At 44.2% G+C, this 23,101-nt stretch carries 28 protein-coding genes and 1 rRNA gene; 7 read left to right on the top strand and 22 right to left on the bottom strand.

Annotation, left to right across the window (positions count from 1 at the left end):
* The first annotated feature begins 5 nt into the window (after positions 1–5).
* From J3998_RS09320 to J3998_RS09295, 6 genes are read left to right on the top strand one after another with little or no spacing between them, the layout of a single operon-like run.
* The gene (locus J3998_RS09320; RefSeq protein WP_208150390.1) at positions 6–275 is read left to right on the top strand and encodes a DUF4160 domain-containing protein; all 270 of its coding nucleotides are present in this window, start codon (positions 6–8) and stop codon (positions 273–275) included.
* A 21-nt stretch (positions 276–296) separates the two neighbouring features.
* A complete protein-coding gene (locus tag J3998_RS09315) occupies positions 297–533 on the top strand; it encodes a DUF2442 domain-containing protein (RefSeq protein ID WP_208150389.1) in 237 nt (78 codons plus the stop codon).
* Positions 534–554: 21 nt separating this feature from the next.
* Positions 555–1,322 (top strand): nucleotidyltransferase domain-containing protein, encoded by a 768-nt coding sequence (locus J3998_RS09310; RefSeq protein WP_208150388.1) that lies wholly within the window; start codon positions 555–557, stop codon positions 1,320–1,322.
* A complete protein-coding gene (locus J3998_RS09305) occupies positions 1,319–1,612 on the top strand; it encodes a hypothetical protein (RefSeq protein WP_208150387.1) in 294 nt (97 codons plus the stop codon). The genes J3998_RS09310 and J3998_RS09305 overlap by 4 nt, the downstream gene beginning before the upstream one ends.
* 26 nt (positions 1,613–1,638) lie before the next feature.
* Positions 1,639–2,358: a hypothetical protein gene (locus J3998_RS09300; RefSeq protein WP_208150386.1), complete on the top strand. Its 720-nt coding sequence runs from the start codon at positions 1,639–1,641 to the stop codon at positions 2,356–2,358.
* Between the two features lie 9 nt (positions 2,359–2,367).
* Positions 2,368–3,885 (top strand): HIRAN domain-containing protein, encoded by a 1,518-nt coding sequence (locus J3998_RS09295; protein ID WP_208150385.1) that lies wholly within the window; start codon positions 2,368–2,370, stop codon positions 3,883–3,885.
* Here the strand turns inward: J3998_RS09295 and ubiA are convergent.
* From ubiA to mnmG, 17 genes are all read right to left on the bottom strand, one after another.
* A complete protein-coding gene (ubiA, locus tag J3998_RS09290) occupies positions 3,882–4,739 on the bottom strand; it encodes a 4-hydroxybenzoate octaprenyltransferase (protein ID WP_208150384.1) in 858 nt (285 codons plus the stop codon). The two genes, J3998_RS09295 and ubiA, sit on opposite strands and share 4 nt — an antisense overlap.
* Positions 4,740–4,867: 128 nt before the next feature.
* Complete coding sequence (locus tag J3998_RS09285) at positions 4,868–5,116, bottom strand: hypothetical protein (protein ID WP_208150383.1); 249 nt, start codon at positions 5,114–5,116, stop codon at positions 4,868–4,870.
* 126 nt (positions 5,117–5,242) lie between these two features.
* Positions 5,243–6,607, bottom strand: coding sequence for a bifunctional UDP-N-acetylglucosamine diphosphorylase/glucosamine-1-phosphate N-acetyltransferase GlmU (gene glmU, locus J3998_RS09280; RefSeq protein WP_208150382.1), 1,365 nt, complete (start codon positions 6,605–6,607; stop codon positions 5,243–5,245).
* A 260-nt stretch (positions 6,608–6,867) separates the two neighbouring features.
* Positions 6,868–7,302 carry a F0F1 ATP synthase subunit epsilon gene (locus tag J3998_RS09275; protein WP_208150381.1) on the bottom strand — a complete coding sequence of 145 codons (435 nt, stop codon included), beginning with the start codon at positions 7,300–7,302 and terminating at the stop codon, positions 6,868–6,870.
* 6 nt (positions 7,303–7,308) lie between these two features.
* On the bottom strand, positions 7,309–8,691 hold the full coding sequence (gene atpD, locus J3998_RS09270) for a F0F1 ATP synthase subunit beta (RefSeq protein ID WP_208150416.1): 1,383 nt from the start codon (positions 8,689–8,691) through the stop codon (positions 7,309–7,311).
* 28 nt (positions 8,692–8,719) lie between these two features.
* The gene (gene atpG / locus J3998_RS09265; protein ID WP_208150380.1) at positions 8,720–9,583 is read right to left on the bottom strand and encodes a F0F1 ATP synthase subunit gamma; all 864 of its coding nucleotides are present in this window, start codon (positions 9,581–9,583) and stop codon (positions 8,720–8,722) included.
* A 17-nt stretch (positions 9,584–9,600) separates the two neighbouring features.
* Positions 9,601–11,142: a F0F1 ATP synthase subunit alpha gene (gene atpA, locus J3998_RS09260; RefSeq protein ID WP_208150379.1), complete on the bottom strand. Its 1,542-nt coding sequence runs from the start codon at positions 11,140–11,142 to the stop codon at positions 9,601–9,603.
* A gap of 15 nt (positions 11,143–11,157) precedes the next feature.
* Positions 11,158–11,694, bottom strand: coding sequence for a F0F1 ATP synthase subunit delta (locus J3998_RS09255; RefSeq protein WP_208150378.1), 537 nt, complete (start codon positions 11,692–11,694; stop codon positions 11,158–11,160).
* Positions 11,695–11,704: 10 nt separating this feature from the next.
* Positions 11,705–12,175 (bottom strand): F0F1 ATP synthase subunit B, encoded by a 471-nt coding sequence (locus tag J3998_RS09250; protein WP_208150377.1) that lies wholly within the window; start codon positions 12,173–12,175, stop codon positions 11,705–11,707.
* A 68-nt stretch (positions 12,176–12,243) separates the two neighbouring features.
* On the bottom strand, positions 12,244–12,534 hold the full coding sequence (gene atpE, locus J3998_RS09245) for a F0F1 ATP synthase subunit C (RefSeq protein WP_208150376.1): 291 nt from the start codon (positions 12,532–12,534) through the stop codon (positions 12,244–12,246).
* A gap of 153 nt (positions 12,535–12,687) precedes the next feature.
* Complete coding sequence (gene atpB, locus J3998_RS09240; RefSeq protein WP_208150375.1) at positions 12,688–13,503, bottom strand: F0F1 ATP synthase subunit A; 816 nt, start codon at positions 13,501–13,503, stop codon at positions 12,688–12,690.
* An 11-nt stretch (positions 13,504–13,514) separates the two neighbouring features.
* Entirely contained in the window at positions 13,515–13,880 is a 366-nt protein-coding gene (locus J3998_RS09235; protein WP_208150374.1) for an ATP synthase subunit I, read from the bottom strand.
* Entirely contained in the window at positions 13,864–14,145 is a 282-nt protein-coding gene (locus tag J3998_RS13280) for an AtpZ/AtpI family protein (RefSeq protein ID WP_208150373.1), read from the bottom strand. The genes J3998_RS09235 and J3998_RS13280 overlap by 17 nt, the downstream gene beginning before the upstream one ends.
* A gap of 272 nt (positions 14,146–14,417) precedes the next feature.
* Positions 14,418–15,290: a ParB/RepB/Spo0J family partition protein gene (locus J3998_RS09225; RefSeq protein WP_341829262.1), complete on the bottom strand. Its 873-nt coding sequence runs from the start codon at positions 15,288–15,290 to the stop codon at positions 14,418–14,420.
* Positions 15,291–15,310: 20 nt separating this feature from the next.
* Entirely contained in the window at positions 15,311–16,078 is a 768-nt protein-coding gene (locus J3998_RS09220) for an AAA family ATPase (protein WP_208150372.1), read from the bottom strand.
* Between the two features lie 29 nt (positions 16,079–16,107).
* The gene (gene rsmG, locus J3998_RS09215; RefSeq protein ID WP_208150371.1) at positions 16,108–16,758 is read right to left on the bottom strand and encodes a 16S rRNA (guanine(527)-N(7))-methyltransferase RsmG; all 651 of its coding nucleotides are present in this window, start codon (positions 16,756–16,758) and stop codon (positions 16,108–16,110) included.
* 3 nt (positions 16,759–16,761) lie between these two features.
* On the bottom strand, positions 16,762–18,657 hold the full coding sequence (gene mnmG / locus J3998_RS09210) for a tRNA uridine-5-carboxymethylaminomethyl(34) synthesis enzyme MnmG (protein ID WP_208150370.1): 1,896 nt from the start codon (positions 18,655–18,657) through the stop codon (positions 16,762–16,764).
* 258 nt (positions 18,658–18,915) lie between these two features.
* Here mnmG and J3998_RS09205 point away from each other — a divergent pair, with 258 nt between their 5' ends.
* A complete protein-coding gene (locus J3998_RS09205) occupies positions 18,916–19,530 on the top strand; it encodes a hypothetical protein (RefSeq protein WP_208150369.1) in 615 nt (204 codons plus the stop codon).
* Positions 19,531–19,568: 38 nt separating this feature from the next.
* Here J3998_RS09205 and J3998_RS09200 read toward each other — a convergent pair whose 3' ends face one another.
* The 5 genes from J3998_RS09200 to rrf all read right to left on the bottom strand — a co-directional run.
* Positions 19,569–19,883, bottom strand: a complete 315-nt coding sequence (locus J3998_RS09200; protein ID WP_208150368.1) for a hypothetical protein — start codon at positions 19,881–19,883, stop codon at positions 19,569–19,571.
* Positions 19,884–19,961: 78 nt separating this feature from the next.
* Positions 19,962–21,368: a sodium/proline symporter gene (locus tag J3998_RS09195; RefSeq protein WP_208150367.1), complete on the bottom strand. Its 1,407-nt coding sequence runs from the start codon at positions 21,366–21,368 to the stop codon at positions 19,962–19,964.
* A 154-nt stretch (positions 21,369–21,522) separates the two neighbouring features.
* Positions 21,523–22,344 (bottom strand): NADPH-dependent 7-cyano-7-deazaguanine reductase QueF, encoded by an 822-nt coding sequence (gene queF, locus J3998_RS09190; protein ID WP_208150366.1) that lies wholly within the window; start codon positions 22,342–22,344, stop codon positions 21,523–21,525.
* 1 nt (position 22,345) lies between these two features.
* Entirely contained in the window at positions 22,346–22,747 is a 402-nt protein-coding gene (locus J3998_RS09185) for a hypothetical protein (RefSeq protein ID WP_208150365.1), read from the bottom strand.
* Between the two features lie 272 nt (positions 22,748–23,019).
* Positions 23,020–23,101: ribosomal RNA gene (gene rrf, locus J3998_RS13550) — 5S ribosomal RNA — on the bottom strand; the annotation flags it as partial.

Genomic DNA, 23,101 nt, shown 5'->3' with positions numbered 1-23,101 from the left:
TAGCAATGCCAACCATTAGTATGTTTTACGGAATTGTGGTGATGATGTTTTATAAAGATAATAAACAACATAATTTGCCCCATATTCACGTTCGTTATCAAGATGCAAAAGCGGTGATTTCTATTCCTGATGGCGAGTTAATCGAAGGCGAATTGCCGAGAAAACAGTTACGTCTCACACAAGCATGGATTGAGATACACGCTGATGAACTGATGGCAGACTGGGATTTGGCAATTATTGGTGAGCCAATTTATAAAATTGATCCTTTAAAATAAATCCACTTTTTTGGAGGCGTTATGTTGCTGGATATTATCGAGTTTGAGTTTTTAGAGGACTATAAACTTAAATTAACTTTTGAAAATAATGAGCAAAAAATTTTTGACTGCGCAACCATTTTTAATGAAAAGCCATTTGAAGTACTAAAGGATTATCACTACTTCAAACAAGCCAAGATTGAGTATGGCACTTTGTGCTGGCCTAATGAGATTGATATCGCCCCCGAAACACTCTATTTGGATAGTGTTGCAGCATAAGCTTTTATCCCGTATCAGCCAATGAAAGCCACTATTCATCAACAACTTGCACAAATCGAAGCGCAATTTCAGGTCAAGATTTTGTATGCCTGTGAATCGGGTTCGCGGGCTTGGGGCTTTGAATCTCCGGACAGTGATTTTGATGTGCGTTTTATCTATGTTCATCCGCGCGATTGGTATTTGCAGTTAGATGCCGAACGACAGAGAGATGTCATTGAGTTGCCGATTGATAATCTTTTAGACATTAACGGTTGGGATTTAAAGAAAGCACTGAATTTATTCTACAAATCAAACCCTGTGCTATTGGAGTGGTTAAGCTCGCCTATTGTTTATCGCCAAGATGATGATTTTGTGCGCGCAATGCGTGAACTTATGCCAGTCTATTTTTCAGCGCAAAAAACGTTCTACCACTATCTGCACATGGCCAAAGGAAATTATCGTGAATACCTTAAAGGTGAGCAGGTACGTTTAAAAAAATATCTGTACGTCTTACGCCCTCTGTTAGCGATTGAGTGGATTTTGCAGTTTGCCAAGCCGATTCCGATGCGTTTTTCGGAACTGGTCGACGCTTGCTTACCAGAACAGAACGTTAAAGAAGCGGTCGAGCATTTGCTGTGGGTAAAGACGCAGAGGTCGGAAATCGCTTATGGCAACGCCATTCCGGTTTTGAATGCTTGGATTGAGCGAAAACTCGCTGAATTTGAAGCCATTAGGCCTGATATGATAAAAACTTCATCAATTTCTGCTTTAAACACGGTTTTTCAGCAGTTTTGTCAGGAGCGGTTATGAAAGGCGAAAACGAGACTTGGGGTCAATACCAAAAGCGATTAGATAGAGAAATCAATAAAAAGGTTTTTGTAATCAGTTGGCCTAAAGTTTTTGCCTTTTTCATTTATGCACCCGTGCTGATTTATTTGATCTTTAAACTTTTCCTATGGCTTGATCAAAGCATTGGTTTATTCTGGCTTGGCCTTGGTGTTTTATTTTTATACTGGATAGTGATTCCATTTTTTACTAACCCGAATGCTCGTGCCGGAATGGTGCTCGGAGCGATTTTTATTTGGCTTGGGCTAGGTTGAATATTTAGTTTTTGTGGAGAGCACTTATGAGTATCACAATTGAGTTTAATGCCAGTCATTTTATGCCGAAACAGAGTTTGCAGCGTTTTTTGGCAGATCACCTTACTACTTGGAAGGCGAGTATTTTTGATAATTTGCCAAGGAGTTTATGGGTACAAACCCTAGATGATTTAAGCCCTTATGAAGCGTATCTGGATAACTGGAATGAGGAGTTTGAGGCGGTATTGGAGAAGATTTTGCCAGACATGGAAAAAGTCGATGGTGAGTATCTCGATGCACTAGATGATTGGTTTATCAAGGGCTGTAAAATGCACAGCGCTTTAAAAAACCCAAAATTGGGGAAACTAGAATGGCAGCCATTGCTAGATGCTTTGCAAGCGCTGTTTTATCAACAACTGCAAGCCAGTTATCGGCTACTTGAATATCTGCACGAGGTGTTGAGCAATAAACAAAAATATGCCGACCATGAGATCAATTTGTCAATGAATGCTGTTGATTTATCGGATTATCATGAGCTTGTAAACACAGTAAAAACGAGCGACAAAACCGGCATAGGGACTTATCTTGTTGTGATTTTCGCTGTCTTAGCGGTTACCAGTTTTGTAGTCTGGGTAGTTAATACAGAAGCCTTTAAGGGCATTGTCGTCATTGCCGCTATTATCGGCCTAGGTTATTTGCTGATTGCTTTTGTGAAGAAGTTTCCGATCTTAGCGGCGATTTTAGTCATTTTAGGCATCTCCAGCTAAAGGTCACTGATGGCGGTCTTTAATCCTGGAATTAACCCTTTTTTAAAACTACAAGATATCGGCTCCGATCTTTCCGGCAATATCACCGTCTGGAATTGGAAACATGATTTACGTGTGACCGAAAATTCATGGGAACAAACGCCGTTGGCCTACAAAGAGGTTGATTACCCTTGCTCGTTTTTTAATGCTGATGGGGAGTTTTCCGCTTGGATTAAAGACTATCTACCGGAAGATTGGGATTCTTGGAAAGAGGAAATTCCACTCAGTTTTCGGCAAAGCGTTGGTTGTTTAAGCGGCCATGATCCACGATTCCCGCAATTATTACTGCTGCGTTTAATGAAGTTGCATGCGCATTTTGCGGAATGGGTGCACAATCTTGCCAAGGCGAATGAGGGTGCTTATCTCAAATTGCTTTTGACACTGGCGCACTATCCCAAACAAAGTTTGCCGATTAAAGAAGCGATGCTATTAAATTTTGTCGGCCAGTCGCGTTTGCAGTATGTAATGCGTTTATCCGGCGTACCGCTGAAAAAATCTGATATTAAATACATTTCTAAATTGGCCTTACTTAATCAGTTGTGGTCGGTGCAAGAGGCTAGAAAGTTTCTTTGGAATTTGTCCGAGGAGCCGCAATTTAAGCAGGCTTTAAAAGAGGCTGAGCACGTAAATCTGCACAGCTTGGATAAGCTTTTAAAACTGCCGAAATGGCTGTGGATCGGCTCGATTTGGAACGCCGTGGCGCATTTGGATGAAAGCAGGATAGAACAAATGATTCCGCCTTTGATATTGGAAGCGGAAGGCAAAGTGCAACAAACCGCTTGTAAAGCTTTATCGAAAGTGCACAGTTATATCCACCTTGAACAGACCCTCTCTAAGCTTGTTAATCGTTTTGCTAAGGATGCTGTTTTTGCCGAACCGCCTTTAATTTCCAGTGCGTCTTTAACTGCGATTACAACCGGCAAGCAACTTATCCAGGAAGGGCAAAACATGCAGCACTGTGTTGGCGGTTATGTTTCTGAGGTGATGAAAGGCAAAACCTATTTCTACCATTGGCACGGCGACAAACGCTTTCCGAGAGAGCTCACAGTAGAATTACGCAAACGCTCTAACAGCTCTCAGTGGTGGCTGTTTCACGCTGCAGGCTTTAATAATGCCGAACCGACGCAACGTCATTTTGACTATTTGAAACAGCAATTGGCGCAATTAAATCCGCCGTGGGGGTATTTGATTTTAAAAACCGATATTGTTGGCTTAGGCTATTACGACTTTGCTCAGGTCTATCAAGAGTTGGAAGTGTTTCAAGCACTCAATCTGCAAGCGGAACCCGATAATGAATTTGATGATAAAGCGGTAGCGGTCTTAACACTGGAAGGCGTCAAACTCGGTTTTATTCCGCAAGAGAAAAATGCCGTGATTCATGAGTATTGGGATAAAGGCTTTCAACTCAAAACTCGCCTAAATTATATCGATGAAAAACGCTATTCTAGAGCGACGGTGAATGTTTATATTGCGCCTGCGGATGATTAACGTAGCGCAAAATCGCTGATAATACCGATTAGGACAATAACACCAACCCAATGGTTGTCCAAAAACACCTTAAAAGCGTCTTTAGGACATCTTGTGGCAATTTTCTCTAAATCTCTCGCGAACCACCAACCGACAACCAATAAACTGATGTAGTACGGCGCTTGTAGTTCAAACGCCCAACCCATTGCAATCAGCAAACTCAACATCAGCAGTTGAAAGAAAGCGATCCAGCCGACAATCTTTTCACCAAATAGAATTGCCGTCGATTTTATGCCAACTTTTAAGTCGTCCGGCATATCGCCAACAGCATAGGCGGTATCGTAAATCAGTGACCAAATCATGGTCGCCGCAAACACCAACCACGCCGCCAAAGGCACTTCGCCAGTTACTGCTGCAAATCCCATCGGGATTGCCCAAGCGAAAGCTGCGCCGAGAAAGGCTTGTGGCCAGTGAGTATGGCGTTTCATGAATGGATAGAGTGCCGCCAAGAAAACCGCACCGAGTGAAAGCAAAACCGTCAGGCTATTTAAGGTCAATACCAACCCGAAGGCAATCAGACAGAGCACGGTAAAGAAACCAAGCGCTTCCTTTTCACCAATTGCACCAGTCGCTAAAGGGCGACAGCAAGTTCGTTCAATATGACCATCAAAATGGCGGTCAGCATAGTCATTAATCACACAGCCGGCGGAACGCATCAAAAACGCGCCAAGCACAAATACCGTTAGAATCCATAAATCCGGCACACCCTCGGCAGCAATCCACAAAGCCCATAATGTCGGCCACAGAACCAAATAGGTTCCGATTGGGCGATTAAAACGGGTTAAGTCGAGATAGGCTTGGAGTTTAACGGACATAGAAAATTGCTAGTGTTTAGATTAGAAGCCGTTATTATCGCTGTTTTTAAAGCAAGATTTCCAGAACAGGAGGGTAAAAAGCCTCCTCCCGCTTGGCGAGAGAATCACAAACCGGTAATTAACGGCGTTTACGCTAGTAGGTAAGCGTCAATTTCCGCACGCGCGCTCGGCGATAACTCAAGATTAGCTTGCGCCTTACCTTGATGATCTTCGTAATTCAAAATTACTTTGGCATCGTCTTTTTGCCATTTGATGATATAACCGTAGCCGCACAGTTCAGTTTGACCTACATCTTGGTGAGTAATTTGCCAACCGTTTTGCTGCATTTGGTCACGTAACGAGTCGCACAACTCAGGATTTAGGGAAATATATTGCATAGTGAAATCCTTCAGAGAGTAACTTAAAAGAAAGAATAGACTCAATTTAGCCTATTAATTATTCTATGCATAGCTTCAAAATATGAAGATAGTCTCTATATAAGTTACACCTGAATTGTTACAGAATTATTTCTTAGTCGGTTTTTGCCAACTTTTAATGGTTAGTTGCTTCGAACGTGACAAGGTCAACTGCTCGGCAGGGGCATCTTTGGTAATCGTCGAACCGGCGCCAATCGTCGCACCGTCTGCTACTTGAACTGGGGCAACCAACTGAGTATCCGAGCCAACAAAGACATTATTGCCAATCACTGTTTGATGTTTATTGACGCCATCGTAATTGCAAGTGATGGTACCGGCACCGATATTACAACCTTCACCCATTAAGGTGTCGCCGACATAACTTAGGTGGTTTACTTTTGAGCCAACGCCAATTTTGGCCTTTTTGGTTTCGACGAAATTACCGATGCGAACATTATCCGCCAACTCGGTACCAGGACGTAGACGTGCATAAGGACCGATATTAACGTTCTCACCAACTACACAGTCTTCAAGATGACTAAATGGATGAATCACGGTGTTTGCTGCGATGCTGACATTTTTCAAAATACAGTTGACACCAATCTGGACGTTTTCGCCAAGCTTAACTACACCTTCAAACACAACATTGGCATCAATCTGTACATCTTGTTCAACTTGCACACAGCCGCGAATATCAATGCGAGACGCATCAATCAAGGTCACGCCTTGTTCCATTAATTCGTCGGCCAATAACTGCTGGAATTGACGCTCTAAACCTTGTAGCTGACGCTTGTCATTGACGCCCAGCACTTCGATTTCATTTTCCGGTTGAGTCGTTTGCACGGCAAAACCGTCAGCGACACACATAGCGATAATATCGGTTAGATAAAACTCACCTTGGGCATTATTGGATTGCAGTTGCGACAGCCAATTTTTTAGCTGAGCACCTTTGGCGGCAAGGATGCCTGTGTTCACTTCATTAATAGTTAGTTGTGCTGGATTAGCATCCTTCTGCTCAACAATCGCCTGTACCGCTAAATGCTGATCACGCACAATTCGACCGTAACCAGTTGGGTTAGCAAGATTAATGGTTAGTAATGCTAATGGATGTTCTGCTGAGACTAAGGCTAATAGGTCTTCAAGTGTCGATTTAGCCGTAAGCGGCACATCCCCATACAAAACCAAAACCGTGTCGTCATCAGCAATTTCCGGCACCGCCATTTGCACCGCATGACCAGTACCCAATTGCTCGGTCTGCGCCACAAAATCGATATTCTGCTCAGCCATCGCTTCTTCTACCAAATGCGATTGATGACCGACTACTGTCAACACCTGCTCAGCAGACAACTGATGCGCTGTATTCACTACATGCTGCAATAACGGCTGACCCGCCAACGGCTGCAAAACCTTAGGAAGCGACGAACGCATACGAGTACCCTTACCCGCAGCCAAAATAACGACTTTTAATGCCATAGGAGATTCCAAATAAAATTTAACTTCTAAAATCAGTAGTCTTATTAAATAAAACCTCTACCAAAGAGAGCTTATCTAATAAAACTAACATGTCACATTTTAGTGACGATGAATTGTTTAGCAAGGTCGAGGAGATGAAAGTGAGTGTAGAAGTCTACACGACACGTCATCGACAAAGAGATTGCAAACAAGTCGCGTCAATAAATTGTAGACATAAAAAAAGCGGAGTATAAACTCCGCTTTTTATACAGGGGTAACTATTATGCCATCCCAGTCTTTTGTAGGCGATCACGCAACTTGGTAAGTGCTTGAATCTGACCTACTGCTTCAGCTAATTCAATCTGAGCACGAGCAATGTCGGTTTCAGATTTTGCATTAGCCATCGCTTCTTCAGCTGCACGTTTTGCTTCTGCTGCTTGGGCTTCGTCGATATCCGCCGCACGTAGTGCTGTATCCGCAAGGATAGTCACAACGCTTGGTTGGATTTCGATAATGCCGCCGTTAACGTAGAAGATACCTTCTTCGTCACCAGAAATAACGCGAACTGCGCCCGGTTTTAGCGAGCTTAAAAACTGGGTATGGTGAGGTAGGATACCTACTTCACCATCGGCAGCCTGTGCGAAGACCTGCTCTGCTTTACCAGAGAAGATTGAACCTTCTGCACTAACAACATCTACTTGCATTGAGACTGCCATAATTTATTACCCTTGATATTTCTTCGCTTTCTCTAGAACTTCGTCGATGTCCCCAGCGTACATAAACGCTTTTTCAGGAACGTCGTCTAGCTCACCAGAAGCGATCATTTTGAATCCACGGATAGTTTCTTTCAGTGGAACATAACGACCATCTTCACCAGTGAAAACTTTCGCTACGAAGTAAGGCTGAGAGAAGAAACGTTGCATCTTACGAGCACGCGCAACAAGGTTACGGTCTTCTTCAGATAGCTCATCCATACCTAGGATTGCGATGATGTCTTTCAACTCTTTATAACGTTGTAGCGTTTGCTGAACGTTACGAGCTACGTCGTAGTGCTCTTGACCAACAACCTGTGGGTCTAGCTGACGTGAAGTTGAATCCAGAGGATCGATTGCAGGGTAGATACCTTGCTCTGCGATACCACGGTTAAGTACAACAGTCGCGTCCAAGTGAGCGAACGTAGTAGCAGGAGCCGGGTCAGTCAAGTCATCCGCAGGTACATATACTGCTTGGATAGACGTGATAGAACCAGTCTTAGTTGAAGTGATACGCTCCTGAACCTGACCCATCTCTTCAGCTAGGTTAGGCTGGTAACCTACCGCAGACGGTAGACGACCTAGAAGTGCAGATACCTCAGTACCAGCTAGAGTATAACGGTAGATGTTATCTACGAAGAATAGAACATCACGACCTTCGTCACGGAAGTACTCAGCCATTGTTAGACCAGTCAGTGCAACACGTAGACGGTTACCTGGTGGCTCATTCATCTGACCATATACTAGGGCAACTTTGTCAAGTACGTCTGACTCTTCCATCTCGTAGTAGAAGTCGTTACCTTCACGAGTACGCTCACCAACACCAGCGAATACAGAGTAACCACTGTGCTCGATAGCGATGTTACGGATAAGCTCCATCATGTTAACGGTTTTACCAACACCGGCACCACCGAATAGACCAACTTTACCACCTTTCGCGAAAGGACAGATAAGGTCGATAACTTTAACACCTGTTTCTAGTAGATCTTGAGAAGCTGCTAGCTCATCAAATGCTGGCGCTTCACGGTGAATAACCATTTTTTGCTCAGCTTCTACAGGACCAGCCATATCGATCGCGTTACCAAGAACGTCGAAGATACGACCTAGTGTTGCTTTACCTACTGGTACTGCAATCGCTTCACCAGTATTTTTAACAGACATGCCACGCTTAAGACCGTCAGATGAACCCATCGCGATACCGCGAACAGTGTTATCACCGATCTGCTGTTGAGTTTCGATCGTTAGACCAGTCTCATCAACAATCAACGCGTCATAGATATTTGGTAAATCAGCACCTTTGAATTCGACGTCAACAACTGCGCCGATTACTTGTACTATTTTTCCACTCATAATCTTTAACCTTTTATTGAAACTTTCAAACTTATACAGCTGCTGTACCAGCAACGATTTCTGAAATTTCAGCTGTGATCGCCGCTTGACGCGCCTTGTTGTAAGACAGCTTCAATTCATTGATCATTTCGCCAGCGTTGTCGGTTGCGTTCTTCATTGCAATCATACGAGCACCTTGCTCACATGCTGCATTTTCAACAACAGCACCGAAAACGGTTGCTTCAACATAACGACGCATTAGTAAATCCAGAGCGCCTTTTGCGTCTGGCTCGTATAGGTAATCCCAACGAGAAGCGTCATTTTTTTCTTCAGCTTGTAAAGGAACCAGCTGAGATACAGTCGGATCTTGCGACATCGTGTTAACGAATACGTTAGATGCGATATGAACTTCGTCCAAATCACCTGCATCGAACTTATCAAGAACAACTTTAACTGTACCCACTAGGTCCTCGATGTGAGGGGTATCGCCAAGGTCAGCAACCGAAGCAGCAACGTTACCACCGTATGAACGGAAGAAAGTTTTTGCTTTGCTACCAACTAGGGCAAGTTCAACCTCAACACCGGCTTCTTGCCAAGCTTTCATCTTCGGCAAGATCTTACGGAATAAGTTTGAGTTTAAACCACCACAAAGACCTCGATCAGAAGAGACCACGATTAGACCTACGCGCTTAACCGTCTCACGAGTCTGAGTATAAGGATGCTTATACTCAGGGTGAGCCGCTGCTACGTGGCTAATCACTCTCTTCACTTTTTCGACGTATGGCTGAGTCGCTTCCATGCGAGCTTGCGCTTTACGCATTTTAGACGCCGCAACCATTTCCATGGCTTTGGTGATTTTTTTGGTATTCGTTACGGACTTAATTTTAGCCCGTATTTCTTTACTACCGCCTGCCATGGCCTACTCCTTAACTCTTAGTAAACGCCGTTTGCTTTGAACGCTTCGATGCCAGCTTTTAGTTCAGCAGCGATGTCGTCGTTCCATTTGCCACCATCATTGATGTTAGCAACAAGATCAGCATTTGCAGAGTTTAGGTGAGCATGCATACCAGCTTCGAAATCCAGTACCTTTTCAACTTCAACGTCGTCTAGGAAACCTTCGTTCGCTGCGAATAGCGATGCTGCCATTTCAGCAATAGTTAGCGGAGAGTATTGTTTCTGCTTCATCAGCTCAGTTACGCGCTTACCACGCTCTAGCTGTGCTTTAGTCACTGCATCTAGGTCAGAAGCAAACTGTGCGAAAGCCGCAAGTTCACGGTACTGAGCTAGGTCAAGACGGATACCACCACCAAGTTTCTTGATCGCTTTAGTCTGAGCCGCACCACCAACACGTGATACAGATAGACCAGCGTTAACCGCAGGACGGATACCTTGAGAGAACATTGCTGTCTCAAGGAAGATCTGACCGTCAGTGATCGAGATAACGTTAGTCGGTACGAATGCAGATACGTCACCCGCTTGTGTTTCGATAATTGGAAGAGCAGTCAAAGAACCAGTCTTACCTTTTACTTCACCGTTAGTGAAACGTTCTACGTAATCAGCGCTTACACGAGCAGCACGCTCAAGTAAACGTGAGTGTAGGTAGAAGATATCACCAGGGAATGCTTCACGTCCTGGTGGACGGCGAAGTAGTAGTGAGATTTGACGGTAAGCTTGCGCTTGTTTAGTCAAGTCATCATAGATGATCAGTGCATCTTCACCACGGTCACGGTAGTACTCACCCATCGCACAACCAGCGTATGCCGCTAGGTATTGTAGTGCTGCTGGATCAGACGCGTTAGCCGCAACGATTACCGTGTTAGCCATAGCGCCAGTTTCTTCTAGCTTACGACGAACGTTGTTAACCGTAGATGCTTTTTGACCCATCGCTACGTATACACACTTAACACCAGTGTCTTTTTGCGAAATGATCGCATCGATAGCGATAGCGGTTTTACCAGTCTGACGGTCACCGATGATAAGCTCACGCTGACCACGACCTACAGGAATCATAGAGTCGATAGACTTGATACCAGTCATCATTGGTTGGTCAACCGATTTACGGTCAATTACACCAGGAGCGATACGCTCGATCGGTGAAGTAACTTTAGTTTCGATTGAACCTTTACCATCGATTGCACGGCCTAGACCGTCAACAACGCGACCCATCATTTCCGGGCCAACTGGTACTTCTAGAATACGTCCGGTACAAGTAACTTTTGCACCTTCAGAAATGTGTTTGAATTCACCAAGAACAACAACACCGATAGAATCACGCTCAAGGTTAAGCGCCATACCGAAAGTGTTCTCGTCAAATTGAACCATCTCACCATACATTACATCTGACACACCGTGTACACGTGCGATACCATCAGCGATGCTAACGACTGTACCTTCGCTGCCAGACTCAGCTGCACCGTCAAAACCGGCAATACGGTCTTTGATTAAGCTGCTGATTTCAGAGGCATTCAATTGCATGTTTGTTCCTCTCCATTATTGGGCGATTGCTGCGCCAAGTTTGTTTAACTGTGACAGTGCTGAGCCATCTAGTGCCCAGTCACCGACTTTAATCTTAATACCGCCAATCAACGAAGCATCGACTTCGTATGAAATTTCTACATCGGCATCAAACTTAGCATTTAAAGCAGCACTTAATTTATTCTTCTGCTCTTCCGTTACGTCGAAAGCTGAAATAACAGTTGCGCGAATGCGCTTTTCATCTGCAGCTTTAAGGGCTTCAAATTGCTCAGCAACTTCAGCCAGTGCTGCAAGACGTTTGTTTTCAGCCATTACGGTTAACAATTGCTTGCCTTGGCTAGTCAGATTGTCACCCATAACTGCTTCATATACAGAAATCATTTCTGCAGATGAACGTGCTGGATCAGCCAACATACCTTGCATTGCTGCGTCAGAAGTAATTACTCCTAGGTTTGCTAGTTGTTCTGACCAAGCTGCAAGGCTTTGCTCTTCTTTACCAAGAGCAAAAACCGCTTCAGCGTAAGGTCTTGCGATTTTCATTAATTCTGCCATAGAGTTACCCTTAGATTTGTTTTACTAGGGCGTCTAGCATGTCGCTATGCGCAGCAGCATTAACTTCTTTAGTTAAAATTTTCTCTGCACCAGATACAGCAATTGTTGCAACTTCTTTGCGTAATTGCTCTCTTGCACGACTTACTTCTTGCTCTATTTCTGCTTGGGCGGAAGCTTTAATACGGTCAGCTTCTTCAGTGGCTTTTACTTTCGCATCTTCTACGATTTCAGAACCACGCTTTTCAGCTTGACTTAGTACGTTCTGAGCTTGAGCTTTAGCGTCTTTTAGGACTTCTTTAGCTTTTTGTTCAGCTAGCTCTAACTCATGCTTACCTTTCTCAGCAGCAGAAAGACCATCAGCGATTTTCTTCTGACGCTCTTCCATCAACTTAGAAAGTGGGCCCCACAGCACTTTGTTCACAAACCAGATCAATAGCACAAATGCAATAATCTGGATGAGAAGCGTTGCGTTAATACTCACAGTGGTTACCTCGCCATTCGTTAGTAATTAAATATTTAATTAATTAGTTGCAGTGTCTGTGCAGTGGATTAACCACCCATTGCAGCAGTCATAGCACCAACGAATGGGTTAGCGAATAGGAACCACATTGCGAAAGCTAGGATAATGAATGGGAAAGATTCCATAAGACCAGCGAAGATGAACATGTTAGTCATCAAAGCAGGACGCATTTCTGGTTGACGAGCGATGCCCTCAAGAGTCTTAGAACAGATTAGACCCCAACCAATAGCAGAACCTAGACCAGCAGCAGCTAGGATTACGCCTACACCAATAGCAGTTGCAGCGTAGATATCAGCGATCATAGTAGCAGTTACTTCCATCGTTTTTCTCCAAATATTTAAAGTTAGAAAAGTTAAAGTTAAAAAAAGCTTTTTACTTAGGTATTCATTCGAAAACTCAAGTAGGTGCGCTTAAACCCTTTTTGGTGACCCTCCGAAGACGATCACCTGACTTCTTATTGCTTACTTAGGTAATTAGTGACCTTCGTCGTGTGCCATACCTAGGTAAACAATTGTGAGCACCATAAAGATGAATGCTTGTAGCGTGATTACCAACAAGTGGAAAATCAACCAACCTAAATCAAGCAACACTTGTAGTGGCGCCCAGAATAGGGCAGCGGCACCCACTGCTAGAGTTCCACCGATCAAAGCGATCAGAAGGAATACCAATTCCCCTGCGAACATGTTACCGAACAAACGCAGAGCAAGAGATAGAGGTTTAGAAACTTCTTCGATTAGCGTCATAACAATGTTAAACGGCACGAAGAATTTACCAAATGGGTGGAATAGGAACACCTTAGTGAAGCCCCAAACACCTTTAATTTTGATGTTGTAGTAAAGGATCAACGCAAATACAGTGAACGCCATCGCTAAGGTGGTGTTCAAATCAGTGGTAGGAACCACTTTCAAGTAAGCGTGAGAATCACCAGTAATTAACTGGAACAACCAAGGAAGTAGATCAACCGGAATCAAGTCCATGAAGTTCATCAACCAAACCCAAATAAAGATGGTCAATGCTAATGGAGCGATAAGTGGATTGTGGCCAGGGAACGCATCACGAACGTTAGTAGCAACGAAATCAAGAATCGATTCTACAAAGTTCTGGAAGCCACCTGGGGTTCCGGTTTCAAGCTGTTTACCTAGACGAGCCGCCACAAAGACGATCAGCGCACCAAGTAAAAAGCTGACAATAATAGTGTCCATGTTGAAGGTCCAGAAACCTTCCCCGATGGTATTGTTGGTCAAGTGGTGTTGGATATACTCGACCGTACCCATTTTTTCAGCACTCAAGGGTCTACTCCTTAGTCAGTCAAACGTCTTTTCCCTTTCAGATTAAAGAGTTGCCCGATTTGCATTAACACAAAAGTGATAATCACCGGGAACGCCTCGCTCTGATCGAGAATAGACAGCCCTAAAACAAAAAACACAGCTAGCAGAATAAATCTGATCACTGCACTCATATATAAAATCAGCATGCCTGCTTTTGGGTCTTGAGCAGCGCGTTTATTGGCTTTAGCAAAGGTCAATTGCAACATGAAAATGTTAGCCAGACCGATTAAAAAACCATACGCTGAGCCCATAACATGGCCCTGTGTTGCATAAAACGCAACCACAATAATTCCGATAATGCCTTGTACTTTGTACGCGGTATCAAGATTCTTGATCATTTTTGCCTTTCTCAGGTTGGTAATGATCTAAGCGCTGGGTAAGGAGAATAACTTTCTGAATCCCGCCAATAAACCCTAATAGCGCGCATGCCAGCATCAATATTGGACGCGTGTCGAATAATTCGTCCAAAAAATAACCGACCAAAAAGCCGGCTACCAGCATTGAGGTAAAGATCGAACCCGCACTTAGCATTAAATAGTTTGCTGCTGCCCCAGGAGCTTTATTCTGCTGCTCGTTGTTCTGGGAATTTGGCGTGTCGCTCACTTTCTTTACCTTTTAAAACCGTTGATTCAGGTCATCTTTATATACCTAAACGACGGCACATGATAATGTTTTATGGCGCCAAAAGCTAGCCGTAGCGGGCTGATTTTTAAGCTTTTTTTGAATAGTTTATCTATGGCTTTTATTTCCCTTCACAAACGGCTGGCAATGGACAACAACTGATAGTGAAAATTTATCCACAAAAACACTATATCTAGCGATTAAATATTTTTAAGACAATTAAATGACAACGTATTAAGTTTTCTTATAACTGTTCAGGAATTTTGCGCAATCAATTGATATAAGCGCTGCAGTTCATCTTCATCTTTATAGCTGATTTCAATCTTGCCTCGCCCTTTGTCGCCGTGCTTGATTTGTACTTTGGCTTCTAGCGCTTTACTCAAATTATCTTGATGCTTACTGACAAACTCTGGTGTTTGCGCTGCTTTGACGGCTTTCTTCGCTGCTTTCGGGACGAGAACTTCCTGAGCCGCTTCTTCCATTTGCCGCACTGACCAACCGCTTTTCACCGCTTTACTTACTAAATCGGTTTGAATCGGTTCAGGCATACTGATCACACAACGTGCATGCCCCATACTGATTTGACCATCATGCAGAGCGCTTTGAATTGCTTGCGGCAACTTCAATAAACGCAATAAATTCGATACTGCTGAACGAGAACGCCCAACCGCTTCGGCGACTTCTTGCTGTGTTAATTCAAACTCTTCCAGCAGACGTTTAAGGCCAATTGCAGTTTCAATCGGATTCAGGTTTTCACGTTGAATGTTTTCAATTAGCGCCATCGCTAAGGTCGCCTGCCCATCGGCTTGGCGAATCACGACCGGAACCGTTTCCAAACCAGCAAGTTTCGAAGCACGCCAACGACGTTCACCGGCAATGATTTCATATTGATCATCTTGCAATGGACGCACTACAATCGGCTGAACCACACCCTGAACTTTGATGGAATCGGCAAGTTCTGACAAAGCTTCGTCATCAAATTGCTGACGTGGCTGATATTGACCTGGCTGTAGCTGGCTAATCGCGATTTTTTCAATACGTAAATCACTGACATTCTTTTCCGACTTCTGCTTAGCGCCCAACATCGCACTTAAGCCACGGCCACCCATTCCAGAACGTTTTTTCACCACAGAACTTCTCCTTCGGATCAAATTAGCGATTTACGCATTAATTCATTTGCCAGTGCGAAATAAGCCAGAGCACCGGGACAGTTTTTATCGTAATCAAAAATCGATTCACCGTAACTCGGTGCTTCCGCCAGACGAACATTACGCGGAATAATCGACTGCAACACCTTCATACCGAAGTGAGTCATCAATTCATTGGAAACGTCATTGGCGAGATTGTTGCGACGGTCATGCATGGTACGCAACAGACCATCGATATGTAGATTTGGATTTAGATTAGCTTGAACTGTTTCAATGGTATCCATCAATGCAGACAAGCCTTCAAGTGCAAAATATTCGCACTGCACCGGCACTAAAATACCATCTGCAGCCGCCAATGCATTGACGGTTAGCATATTTAGACTTGGGGCGCAGTCAATAAGGATGACATCATATTGCTCTTTGATTGGCTTAAGCGCATCGCCTAATTTAGTCGGCCCCATACCCTCTTCTAAAAGTTCAACTTCAGCGGCCGTCAAATCGCCGTTCGACGCCAAAATATCCAACTCCGCTTGCTCGGCATGGATGACTACTTCAGAGAACGGAGCCCCTTCAATCAGCAGGTCATAGACAGTTTTTTCCGCATGGTCTTTATCGACACCAACTGAAACCGAAGCGTTTCCTTGCGGATCCAGATCAATCAACAATACCTTTTTCTGCAACTTAGCCAGCGCAGCGGCAAGATTTACACTGGTCGTGGTTTTTCCCACTCCCCCTTTCTGGTTTGCAACGGCTATGATTCTGCCCACACAAGGTCCTTTAAATCTTTACTTTGTTGTTACGTTGTTGATTTTTTAAGCGCTTTAATCAGGCGACGCTGAGCATCTAGCCCCGGAACATGCAGCTCAATAGTGTCTTCAATCACTGCATAGTCCGGCAGATTAGCAAACTCTTCGGTCTCTTTTTGCGCTTTCATCGCCCACCAGACACCGTTTTCCGGGATCAAATCTTTAGTCCAAGTGAACATATCTTCCAAAGAGGCGAAGGCGCGCGAAATCACCGCATCATACAATGGTTCCGGCTGATATTCTTCAACACGCTTATGCCAAACCTGACTGTTTACCAGCCCTAATTCGGCTTTGGCCTGCGTCAAGAAACGGGTTTTCTTGATATTACTGTCGAGCATATCAATACGACGATCGGGAAAACAGATCGCTAAAGGAATACCCGGCAGGCCGCCACCGGAACCGACATCAATCAATGATTCACTGGTAATGTGCGGTACGACCGCCAAACTGTCGATAAGGTGCTTGATCAACATCTCTTGCGGATCACGAATCGCGGTAAGATTATAGACCTTATTCCACTTTTGTAGCAGTGTTAAATACGCCATTAACGAATCGATCTGCGCCCCGGAAAGATCCAGCGCAATCGCTTCCAGAGCCGATTCAAGTTGCGGTTGTAGATGAGAAAGTGAATCTTGATTCATTTATCAGGCACTTTTTTGTGAACGGTGTTTTTTAATTTCAATCAGCAGAATCGACACCGCCGCCGGCGTAATTCCTTGGATACGGCTCGCCATCCCCAGGTTAGCCGGACGATGGTCGCGTAGCTTCTGTTTTACTTCATTCGACAAACCTGAAATACCGTCCAGATTCAAATCACCTGGAATCTCGACTTTTTCAGAACGTTTCAGCTTATCAATCTGTTCCATCTGGCGGGCAATATAGCCGGAATATTTGGCATCAATTTCAACCAACTCAACCACTTGCGGGTCTTGCACAGCATCACCAAATACTTCCAGTTCAGCCATGGCGTTATAGCTAACATTCGGGCGTTTTAGCAAATCATATAGAGTTTGCTCTTTACTCAATGGTAGCTGCATCAATTCTTCAGCACGTTTGGCGTCTTTATGCGACGGATAAATCCAAGTCTCTTTCAAACGTTGAATCTCCTGTTCGCGGCCTTCCATTTTCGTTTCGAATGCAGACCAACGCTCATCGTCAATCAAGCCCATTTCACGCGCTACCGGCGTCAGGCGCTGGTCTGCATTGTCTTCACGCAACATCAAACGGTATTCGGCACGCGAGGTAAACATACGGTATGGCTCGTTGGTTCCCATAGTGATTAGATCGTCAACCAAGACACCCAAATATGCCGTATCACGAGTTGGATACCACTGCTCATTCTCTTGTGAACGACGCGCGGCGTTAATACCGGCTAACATCCCTTGTGCGGCAGCTTCTTCGTAACCGGTGGTTCCGTTAATCTGACCGGCAAAGAAGAGACCGTTGATTGCTCGCGTTTCCAAGGTCGGTTTTAGACCGCGCGGATCGAAGAAATCGTATTCAATCGCATAACCCGGACGCATAATATGCGCGTTTTCCAAACCTTCCATCGAGCGCACGATTTGAATCTGCGCTTCGAACGGCAGACTGGTAGAAATCCCGTTTGGATAAAGTTCCGTAGTATTCAGTCCTTCCGGTTCAATAAACACTTGATGGCGGTCTTTATCGGCAAAACGCATTACCTTATCTTCAATCGATGGACAGTACCGTGGTCCAACCGAATCAATTTCACCTTGATCGGAATACATCGGCGACTGGTCAAGCGAATTCATAATCGCTTCATGTGTCTTCGGATTGGTATAAGTAATCCAGCAAGGCACTTGTTGCGGATGCATTTCGCGGTTGCCCATATAAGAGAACACCGGAGCCGGATCATCACCCGGTTGCACTTGCAGCCTAGAGAAATCAACCGTGCGCGCATCGATTCGTGGTGGCGTACCGGTTTTCAAACGCCCAACAGGCAAATCCAGTTCTCGCAGTTTTTCTGCAAGGCGATTGGCTGGTTCATCGCCGGCACGACCACCTTGGTAATTCTGTAGACCGATATGGATGCGACCGGCGAGGAAAGTTCCTGCCGTCAGCACAACATTCTGCGAATAGAACTGCAAACCCATTTTAGTGACCACACCTGTCACTTGCTCACCTTCAACCAAAATATCTTCCACCGGTTGTTGGAACAGAGTCAGATTCGGCTGATGCTGTAACATTTTCAGAATCGCCGCTTTATACAGCTGACGGTCGGCTTGAGCACGTGTCGCGCGTACAGCTGGCCCTTTGGAAGCATTCAGCGTACGAAACTGAATCCCACCCATGTCGGTCGCCAATGCCATTGCGCCACCCATCGCATCCACTTCTTTAACCAGATGACCTTTACCAATACCGCCAATCGCCGGATTACACGACATCTGCCCAAGCGTATCGATATTATGCGTCAGCAACAGGGTCTTCTGCCCCATACGAGCAGAGGCTAACGCGGCTTCGGTACCGGCATGTCCGCCACCGACAACAATCACATCATAAGTTGAAAAGGCTTTATCCATTGGATTCTCACAATGAAGTATTTACTTCGTTCATCTGGTCAAAATCGTTTCTGATTTGGTAATCATGGCAACAGCATGGATTTGCCATCAATACAGACGTTTATCCATTTCCATATATGGAATTTTGCGGATAATAAATTTTACGCCCTGAAAAATATCGGCTTTGCCAAAATCAAAAAACGCAAGTCAATCCAATATTTTAGCACAAGGACTATTTAAGTTAGAGGGCTTAGTTCATTCATTTTAATGGAGGCTGTTATGCAACCAACGCAATTTTCCAAAACCTTCAAAACCGCTTTATTGGCTAGCAGTCTGGCAGCGCTGGTTACGATCAGCGCTTGTAGCATGAGCCCACCTAAATTCATGATGGACGTCCAGCAAGGTGAGAGTTTCGTATTACAACAACCCGTTACAATTGGCGCTGGACGAGCGCGAGTTTACATTCAGCACGGTCAAATCACCGGCTCGGGATTTGATCGTTACGAGCCACATTGCCGCCTTGAAACTCGCGATTTAAACCCACAAGGCAGAACCATTCAGCCGGATAGCTTTACTATCAGTGCGGTACGCATCGGCGAAGAAGCGGTCGCAGCAAAACAGACCAAAACCAGTGACTTCATGCTCGCCGCAACCGGTGGATTTATTGGCCAAGCAATGGCTAATGACAGCGATAACGATTCCAATCGTGTACCGACCATGGACTTTGTCCATCTTTATCTACAGTCAGATAAACAACCGAATGTTTTACGCCTGACATGCGCCGGTTCGTTAAGTGATGGCGACCCGTTTGACGAACCGAGAAGTCATCGTCCGGAAAGAGAAAAGATTAATAAAATTTTGGGTGAGATTGGCTCAATCAAAATCAAGCCTTAAAAAGAAAAAGAGCGACCGGAAAGTCGCTCTTAAAACATTTAACCGTGTTTTGGATAGATCGTCAGCAGAACTTCGACTTCTTCACGACAACAACCTAAATCAAACGCTAACTTAGCCAGTTTTGATGCGCGTGGCTGTAGGTCTTGCATGGTTTGACCCTTTTCCAATGCTTCTTGCAACCAAGCTGAAAGCGTCGATAACTCTTTCATCTTGTATTCCATCTCTTCTGGAGGAATACCACAAGAACAAAGCTTGTCTAGATTTAAGTCAAAACGCTGTAGCGCTTCGTCTGCACTGATATTGGTATCTTTAACAATATTCTTAAAGTTGCCATTGCCTGGAATCATAGTCATCACCTATTCGTTATTTGCTCATATTTTAATCAATAACCTAATCGCTAAAGTGACTTTCTGACAAAGAACCCATTGAACTTATCTTGGTAACCTATTCAGAATCCACAAACTCAGAAAACTACCACTAAAACCAAAAGTTAACGCATATACCATTGACCACCATCCCGTTAGCGTAAACAGTGCAAAGACACTCATTCCGGTTACGATTGCAACGAAAGCAGCTGCCACACTAACTTTTTTACCGATTGCCAACCATATAATCAAGGCACCAAAAGCGCTGCCTAACATTCCCCAAGTATCCAGCACCAATGCAAACACCGTTTGATTATTCGACAAGGCGATCAATACAGCGATGGTCAGGATAATTAAGGTCGCAAGTTTATTGAGCCACAATTTATTAATCGGCTGGGCGGTAAAGTCACGACTCAACGCGGCTGAACATGCCAAAATCAACGAATCCACCGTCGACATGGTGGCGGCAAAAAGTGCTGCTAATAACAAACCGACAAACACTTCCGGCATCAAGTTTTCCGATAACATCGGTAATGCCAACTCTGCATCAAAGTCGCCAATTTCCGGCAATAGAATGCGACTGATTAATCCGGAGATAATGGTCATTCCATAAAACAAGGTAAACCAAAAATAGTAATAAACCTGCATCTTGGTGACACTGCTATTTGGAGACAGAGTAATAAAGCGAATAACAATATGCGGCTGACCAATGACACCCATACCACCAAACATCCAACCAATTACAAACAGCATGGCGCCGGTAATACCTGAATCAACCGGAAACCAAAACAGATAGCTTGCTGAAATGGCGTTGAGTTGCTGCCAAAAAGCACCGGATTCGCTTATCGACTGCCACCCATAGAAGACAATTAACATCATCCCTAGCAACATAACTAATGACTGCGCCACATCGGTCCAGATAGAGGCTCTTAAGCCACCCACCAAACTATAGACAAAAATGATGAGCGCAGCGATTAAGATTCCACTGGACGCATCCCAACCCAAGACCACCTCTGTCGCTTTGGTGCCGGCTTTAAGTTGCGCGGCCGCGTAGACAGTCAAAAACAATAAAGTAAGGATGCCGATAAACTGCCGTAACCGATGAGTGCTATCAGAGCTTGATTGGTTACTACTAATCCAGTGAGACAGCAGACCACCAAAAGAATGAACCTTATTACTCGCCCCAACCTGATTGATTTTCACCACCGCCGTGCGCTGCACAAGAAAATCACCAACAATCCAACCAATCATTAGCCAAATAGATGACAACCCCATACTGTATGTAGCGCCAATCATTCCAATAAACATAAAGCCGCTATTGTTCGTTGCAACAGCAGAGAGGCCTATTAGAGGCGCCGAGACGCTTTTACCCGCTACAAGATAATCTGCCGTAGTGCCTTGGCTAAAATAATAACTCGAAACACCAATTAAAAAGAAAGCGGCCAGAAAGCCGATAAATGCAATTTCAACCATACCTAATCCAATTAAATTTCAAATAGAGAAAGAAAATTGCTTAGGGCTAAAATCGGTTTAGAAGAAGGTAGGCAACAAGTTTGCCACGAATCAGTAAGGCAGGAATGCCCACAAATTCATCAGAAAAAGATTGTGGGCTAACAAAAAACATCAATTATTGGCGCTGAGTGCGAGAAATATCGAATTCGTCTTCAAAGTTGGAGCGGTAAGGATTGATATCCAAGCCGCCACGTCGGACGTAACGCGCATATACCGTTAACTGGCTTGGCGCACACTGTTTCATAATATCGGTATAGATCCGCTCGACACACTGCTCGTGGAACTCATTATGCTCACGGAAGGAGATGATGTATCTCAATAAGGATTCTTCATCAATCTGCTTACCAGTGTATTTAATCACTACCGAACCCCAATCCGGTTGAGCCGTTACCAGACAGTTCGATTTCAATAAATGACTATTAACGGTCTCTTCAACCACGTCTTCACTGGTACACTTTAAAAGGGCTGCATCAACTTGGTAATTATCGACCTCGATATCCAAGTGATCGATGTTCTCACCCGGCATATCTCCAAACAAAAGTTCATGACCAGTAAGCGGTTTAAATTCTATACCGACAATCTCACCTGAAGCATCTGACAGGTCTTTCGTCATCAACTCTATGACTTCCTGCTCAGAGTTAAAGCGAGTGCCGTTAAAACTATTTAAGTACAGTTTGAAAGACTTCGACTCAATCAGGTTTGGCGAATCCACTTGAAAACCGAACTCAGCGATACGCACTTCCGGCTTGCCTTTCATATTTAGCCAAGAGACCTCATAAGCTGTCCAGATATCCAGGCCACTAAAAGGCAGGCTACTTTCTTCTATGCCTAACTCATTTCGTTTTTCCTGGCGTGGAATCGGAAACAGTAAAGAAGCATCGTACTGCGCACAATAAGGAGTATCTTTGCCTAACAGGCTTTTATCTGCAGTTGACATATTAAGAGCCTACATCGAAGTTACGAAGTGCTGAGCGGAAAGAGTTAAATGGATTCAATAAAGCATCGGCCAGAATAATTCCGTACCCCAACCAATGGAAAAATGAAATACTCTTTTCAGGGGTGAAATACAGATAAGTCAGTAAAGCTGTCGCAACAATAACCGTAAAAACCGCCCAAAATAAATCCATAAAAAAACCAAAAGAAGTAATGTCCACTGACTTCATCATCTCGACAAACAAGATGATAATTGCCATGGTGATAAACACATAACCATAAATCGTATTATCTAAAGAAATATCAAGCTGGTCTGCTGCTACCAAAAAAGCAATAACCAGTAGCATCCATGGAAACTTCGAAATTGTTTTAATCAGACTACTATCTGAACCTTTTGCCAAAATCATATTTACTCCTTAAATTATGAGCATCAATCTAAAAGATGCGCTTAGAGAAAACAAGAAAAACTTAGTAATAAGGGCAAAAAATAGCAGCCAATAAAAAAGCCCCGTTGGCGTTAACCAACGAGGCTTTGGCATATATAAATACCTGAATACACCAATAGCCCCCCTTCTTCTTAAAACTCAGCGAGAAGAAGCTTACCAAGGTTAATATGGATGTATTTCAGGCAAAAAAAAACCGCCGTTCCTTCTGGAATCAGCGGTTTTTTAGGATATAAGCTTGGCGATGACCTACTCTCACATGGGACCTCCCACACTACCATCGGCGCAGAGACGTTTCACTTCTGAGTTCGGGAAGGG

This window comes from Thiomicrorhabdus marina, assembly GCF_017571465.1.
Taxonomy (GTDB): Bacteria; Pseudomonadota; Gammaproteobacteria; order Thiomicrospirales; family Thiomicrospiraceae; genus Thiomicrorhabdus; species Thiomicrorhabdus marina.
This window is presented reverse-complemented; position numbering and strand designations above follow the sequence as displayed.

Coding starts and splice junctions, on each gene's coding strand:
- rsmG (WP_208150371.1), bottom strand. CDS start 16,758: ATGAATCAAGATTCACTTTCTCATCTACAACCGCAACTTGAATCGGCT.
- J3998_RS09275 (WP_208150381.1), bottom strand. CDS start 7,302: ATGGCAGTCTCAATGCAAGTAGATGTTGTTAGTGCAGAAGGTTCAATC.
- J3998_RS09200 (WP_208150368.1), bottom strand. CDS start 19,883: ATGACTATGATTCCAGGCAATGGCAACTTTAAGAATATTGTTAAAGAT.
- ubiA (WP_208150384.1), bottom strand. CDS start 4,739: ATGTCCGTTAAACTCCAAGCCTATCTCGACTTAACCCGTTTTAATCGC.
- J3998_RS09235 (WP_208150374.1), bottom strand. CDS start 13,880: ATGATCAAGAATCTTGATACCGCGTACAAAGTACAAGGCATTATCGGA.
- J3998_RS09320 (WP_208150390.1), top strand. CDS start 6: ATGCCAACCATTAGTATGTTTTACGGAATTGTGGTGATGATGTTTTAT.
- J3998_RS09305 (WP_208150387.1), top strand. CDS start 1,319: ATGAAAGGCGAAAACGAGACTTGGGGTCAATACCAAAAGCGATTAGAT.
- glmU (WP_208150382.1), bottom strand. CDS start 6,607: ATGGCATTAAAAGTCGTTATTTTGGCTGCGGGTAAGGGTACTCGTATG.
- J3998_RS09195 (WP_208150367.1), bottom strand. CDS start 21,368: ATGGTTGAAATTGCATTTATCGGCTTTCTGGCCGCTTTCTTTTTAATT.
- queF (WP_208150366.1), bottom strand. CDS start 22,344: ATGTCAACTGCAGATAAAAGCCTGTTAGGCAAAGATACTCCTTATTGT.
- J3998_RS09285 (WP_208150383.1), bottom strand. CDS start 5,116: ATGCAATATATTTCCCTAAATCCTGAGTTGTGCGACTCGTTACGTGAC.
- mnmG (WP_208150370.1), bottom strand. CDS start 18,657: ATGGATAAAGCCTTTTCAACTTATGATGTGATTGTTGTCGGTGGCGGA.
- J3998_RS09300 (WP_208150386.1), top strand. CDS start 1,639: ATGAGTATCACAATTGAGTTTAATGCCAGTCATTTTATGCCGAAACAG.
- J3998_RS09315 (WP_208150389.1), top strand. CDS start 297: ATGTTGCTGGATATTATCGAGTTTGAGTTTTTAGAGGACTATAAACTT.
- J3998_RS09185 (WP_208150365.1), bottom strand. CDS start 22,747: ATGATTTTGGCAAAAGGTTCAGATAGTAGTCTGATTAAAACAATTTCG.
- J3998_RS09205 (WP_208150369.1), top strand. CDS start 18,916: ATGCAACCAACGCAATTTTCCAAAACCTTCAAAACCGCTTTATTGGCT.
- J3998_RS09295 (WP_208150385.1), top strand. CDS start 2,368: ATGGCGGTCTTTAATCCTGGAATTAACCCTTTTTTAAAACTACAAGAT.
- atpE (WP_208150376.1), bottom strand. CDS start 12,534: ATGGAAGTAACTGCTACTATGATCGCTGATATCTACGCTGCAACTGCT.
- J3998_RS09310 (WP_208150388.1), top strand. CDS start 555: ATGAAAGCCACTATTCATCAACAACTTGCACAAATCGAAGCGCAATTT.
- atpA (WP_208150379.1), bottom strand. CDS start 11,142: ATGCAATTGAATGCCTCTGAAATCAGCAGCTTAATCAAAGACCGTATT.
- J3998_RS09255 (WP_208150378.1), bottom strand. CDS start 11,694: ATGGCAGAATTAATGAAAATCGCAAGACCTTACGCTGAAGCGGTTTTT.
- atpG (WP_208150380.1), bottom strand. CDS start 9,583: ATGGCAGGCGGTAGTAAAGAAATACGGGCTAAAATTAAGTCCGTAACG.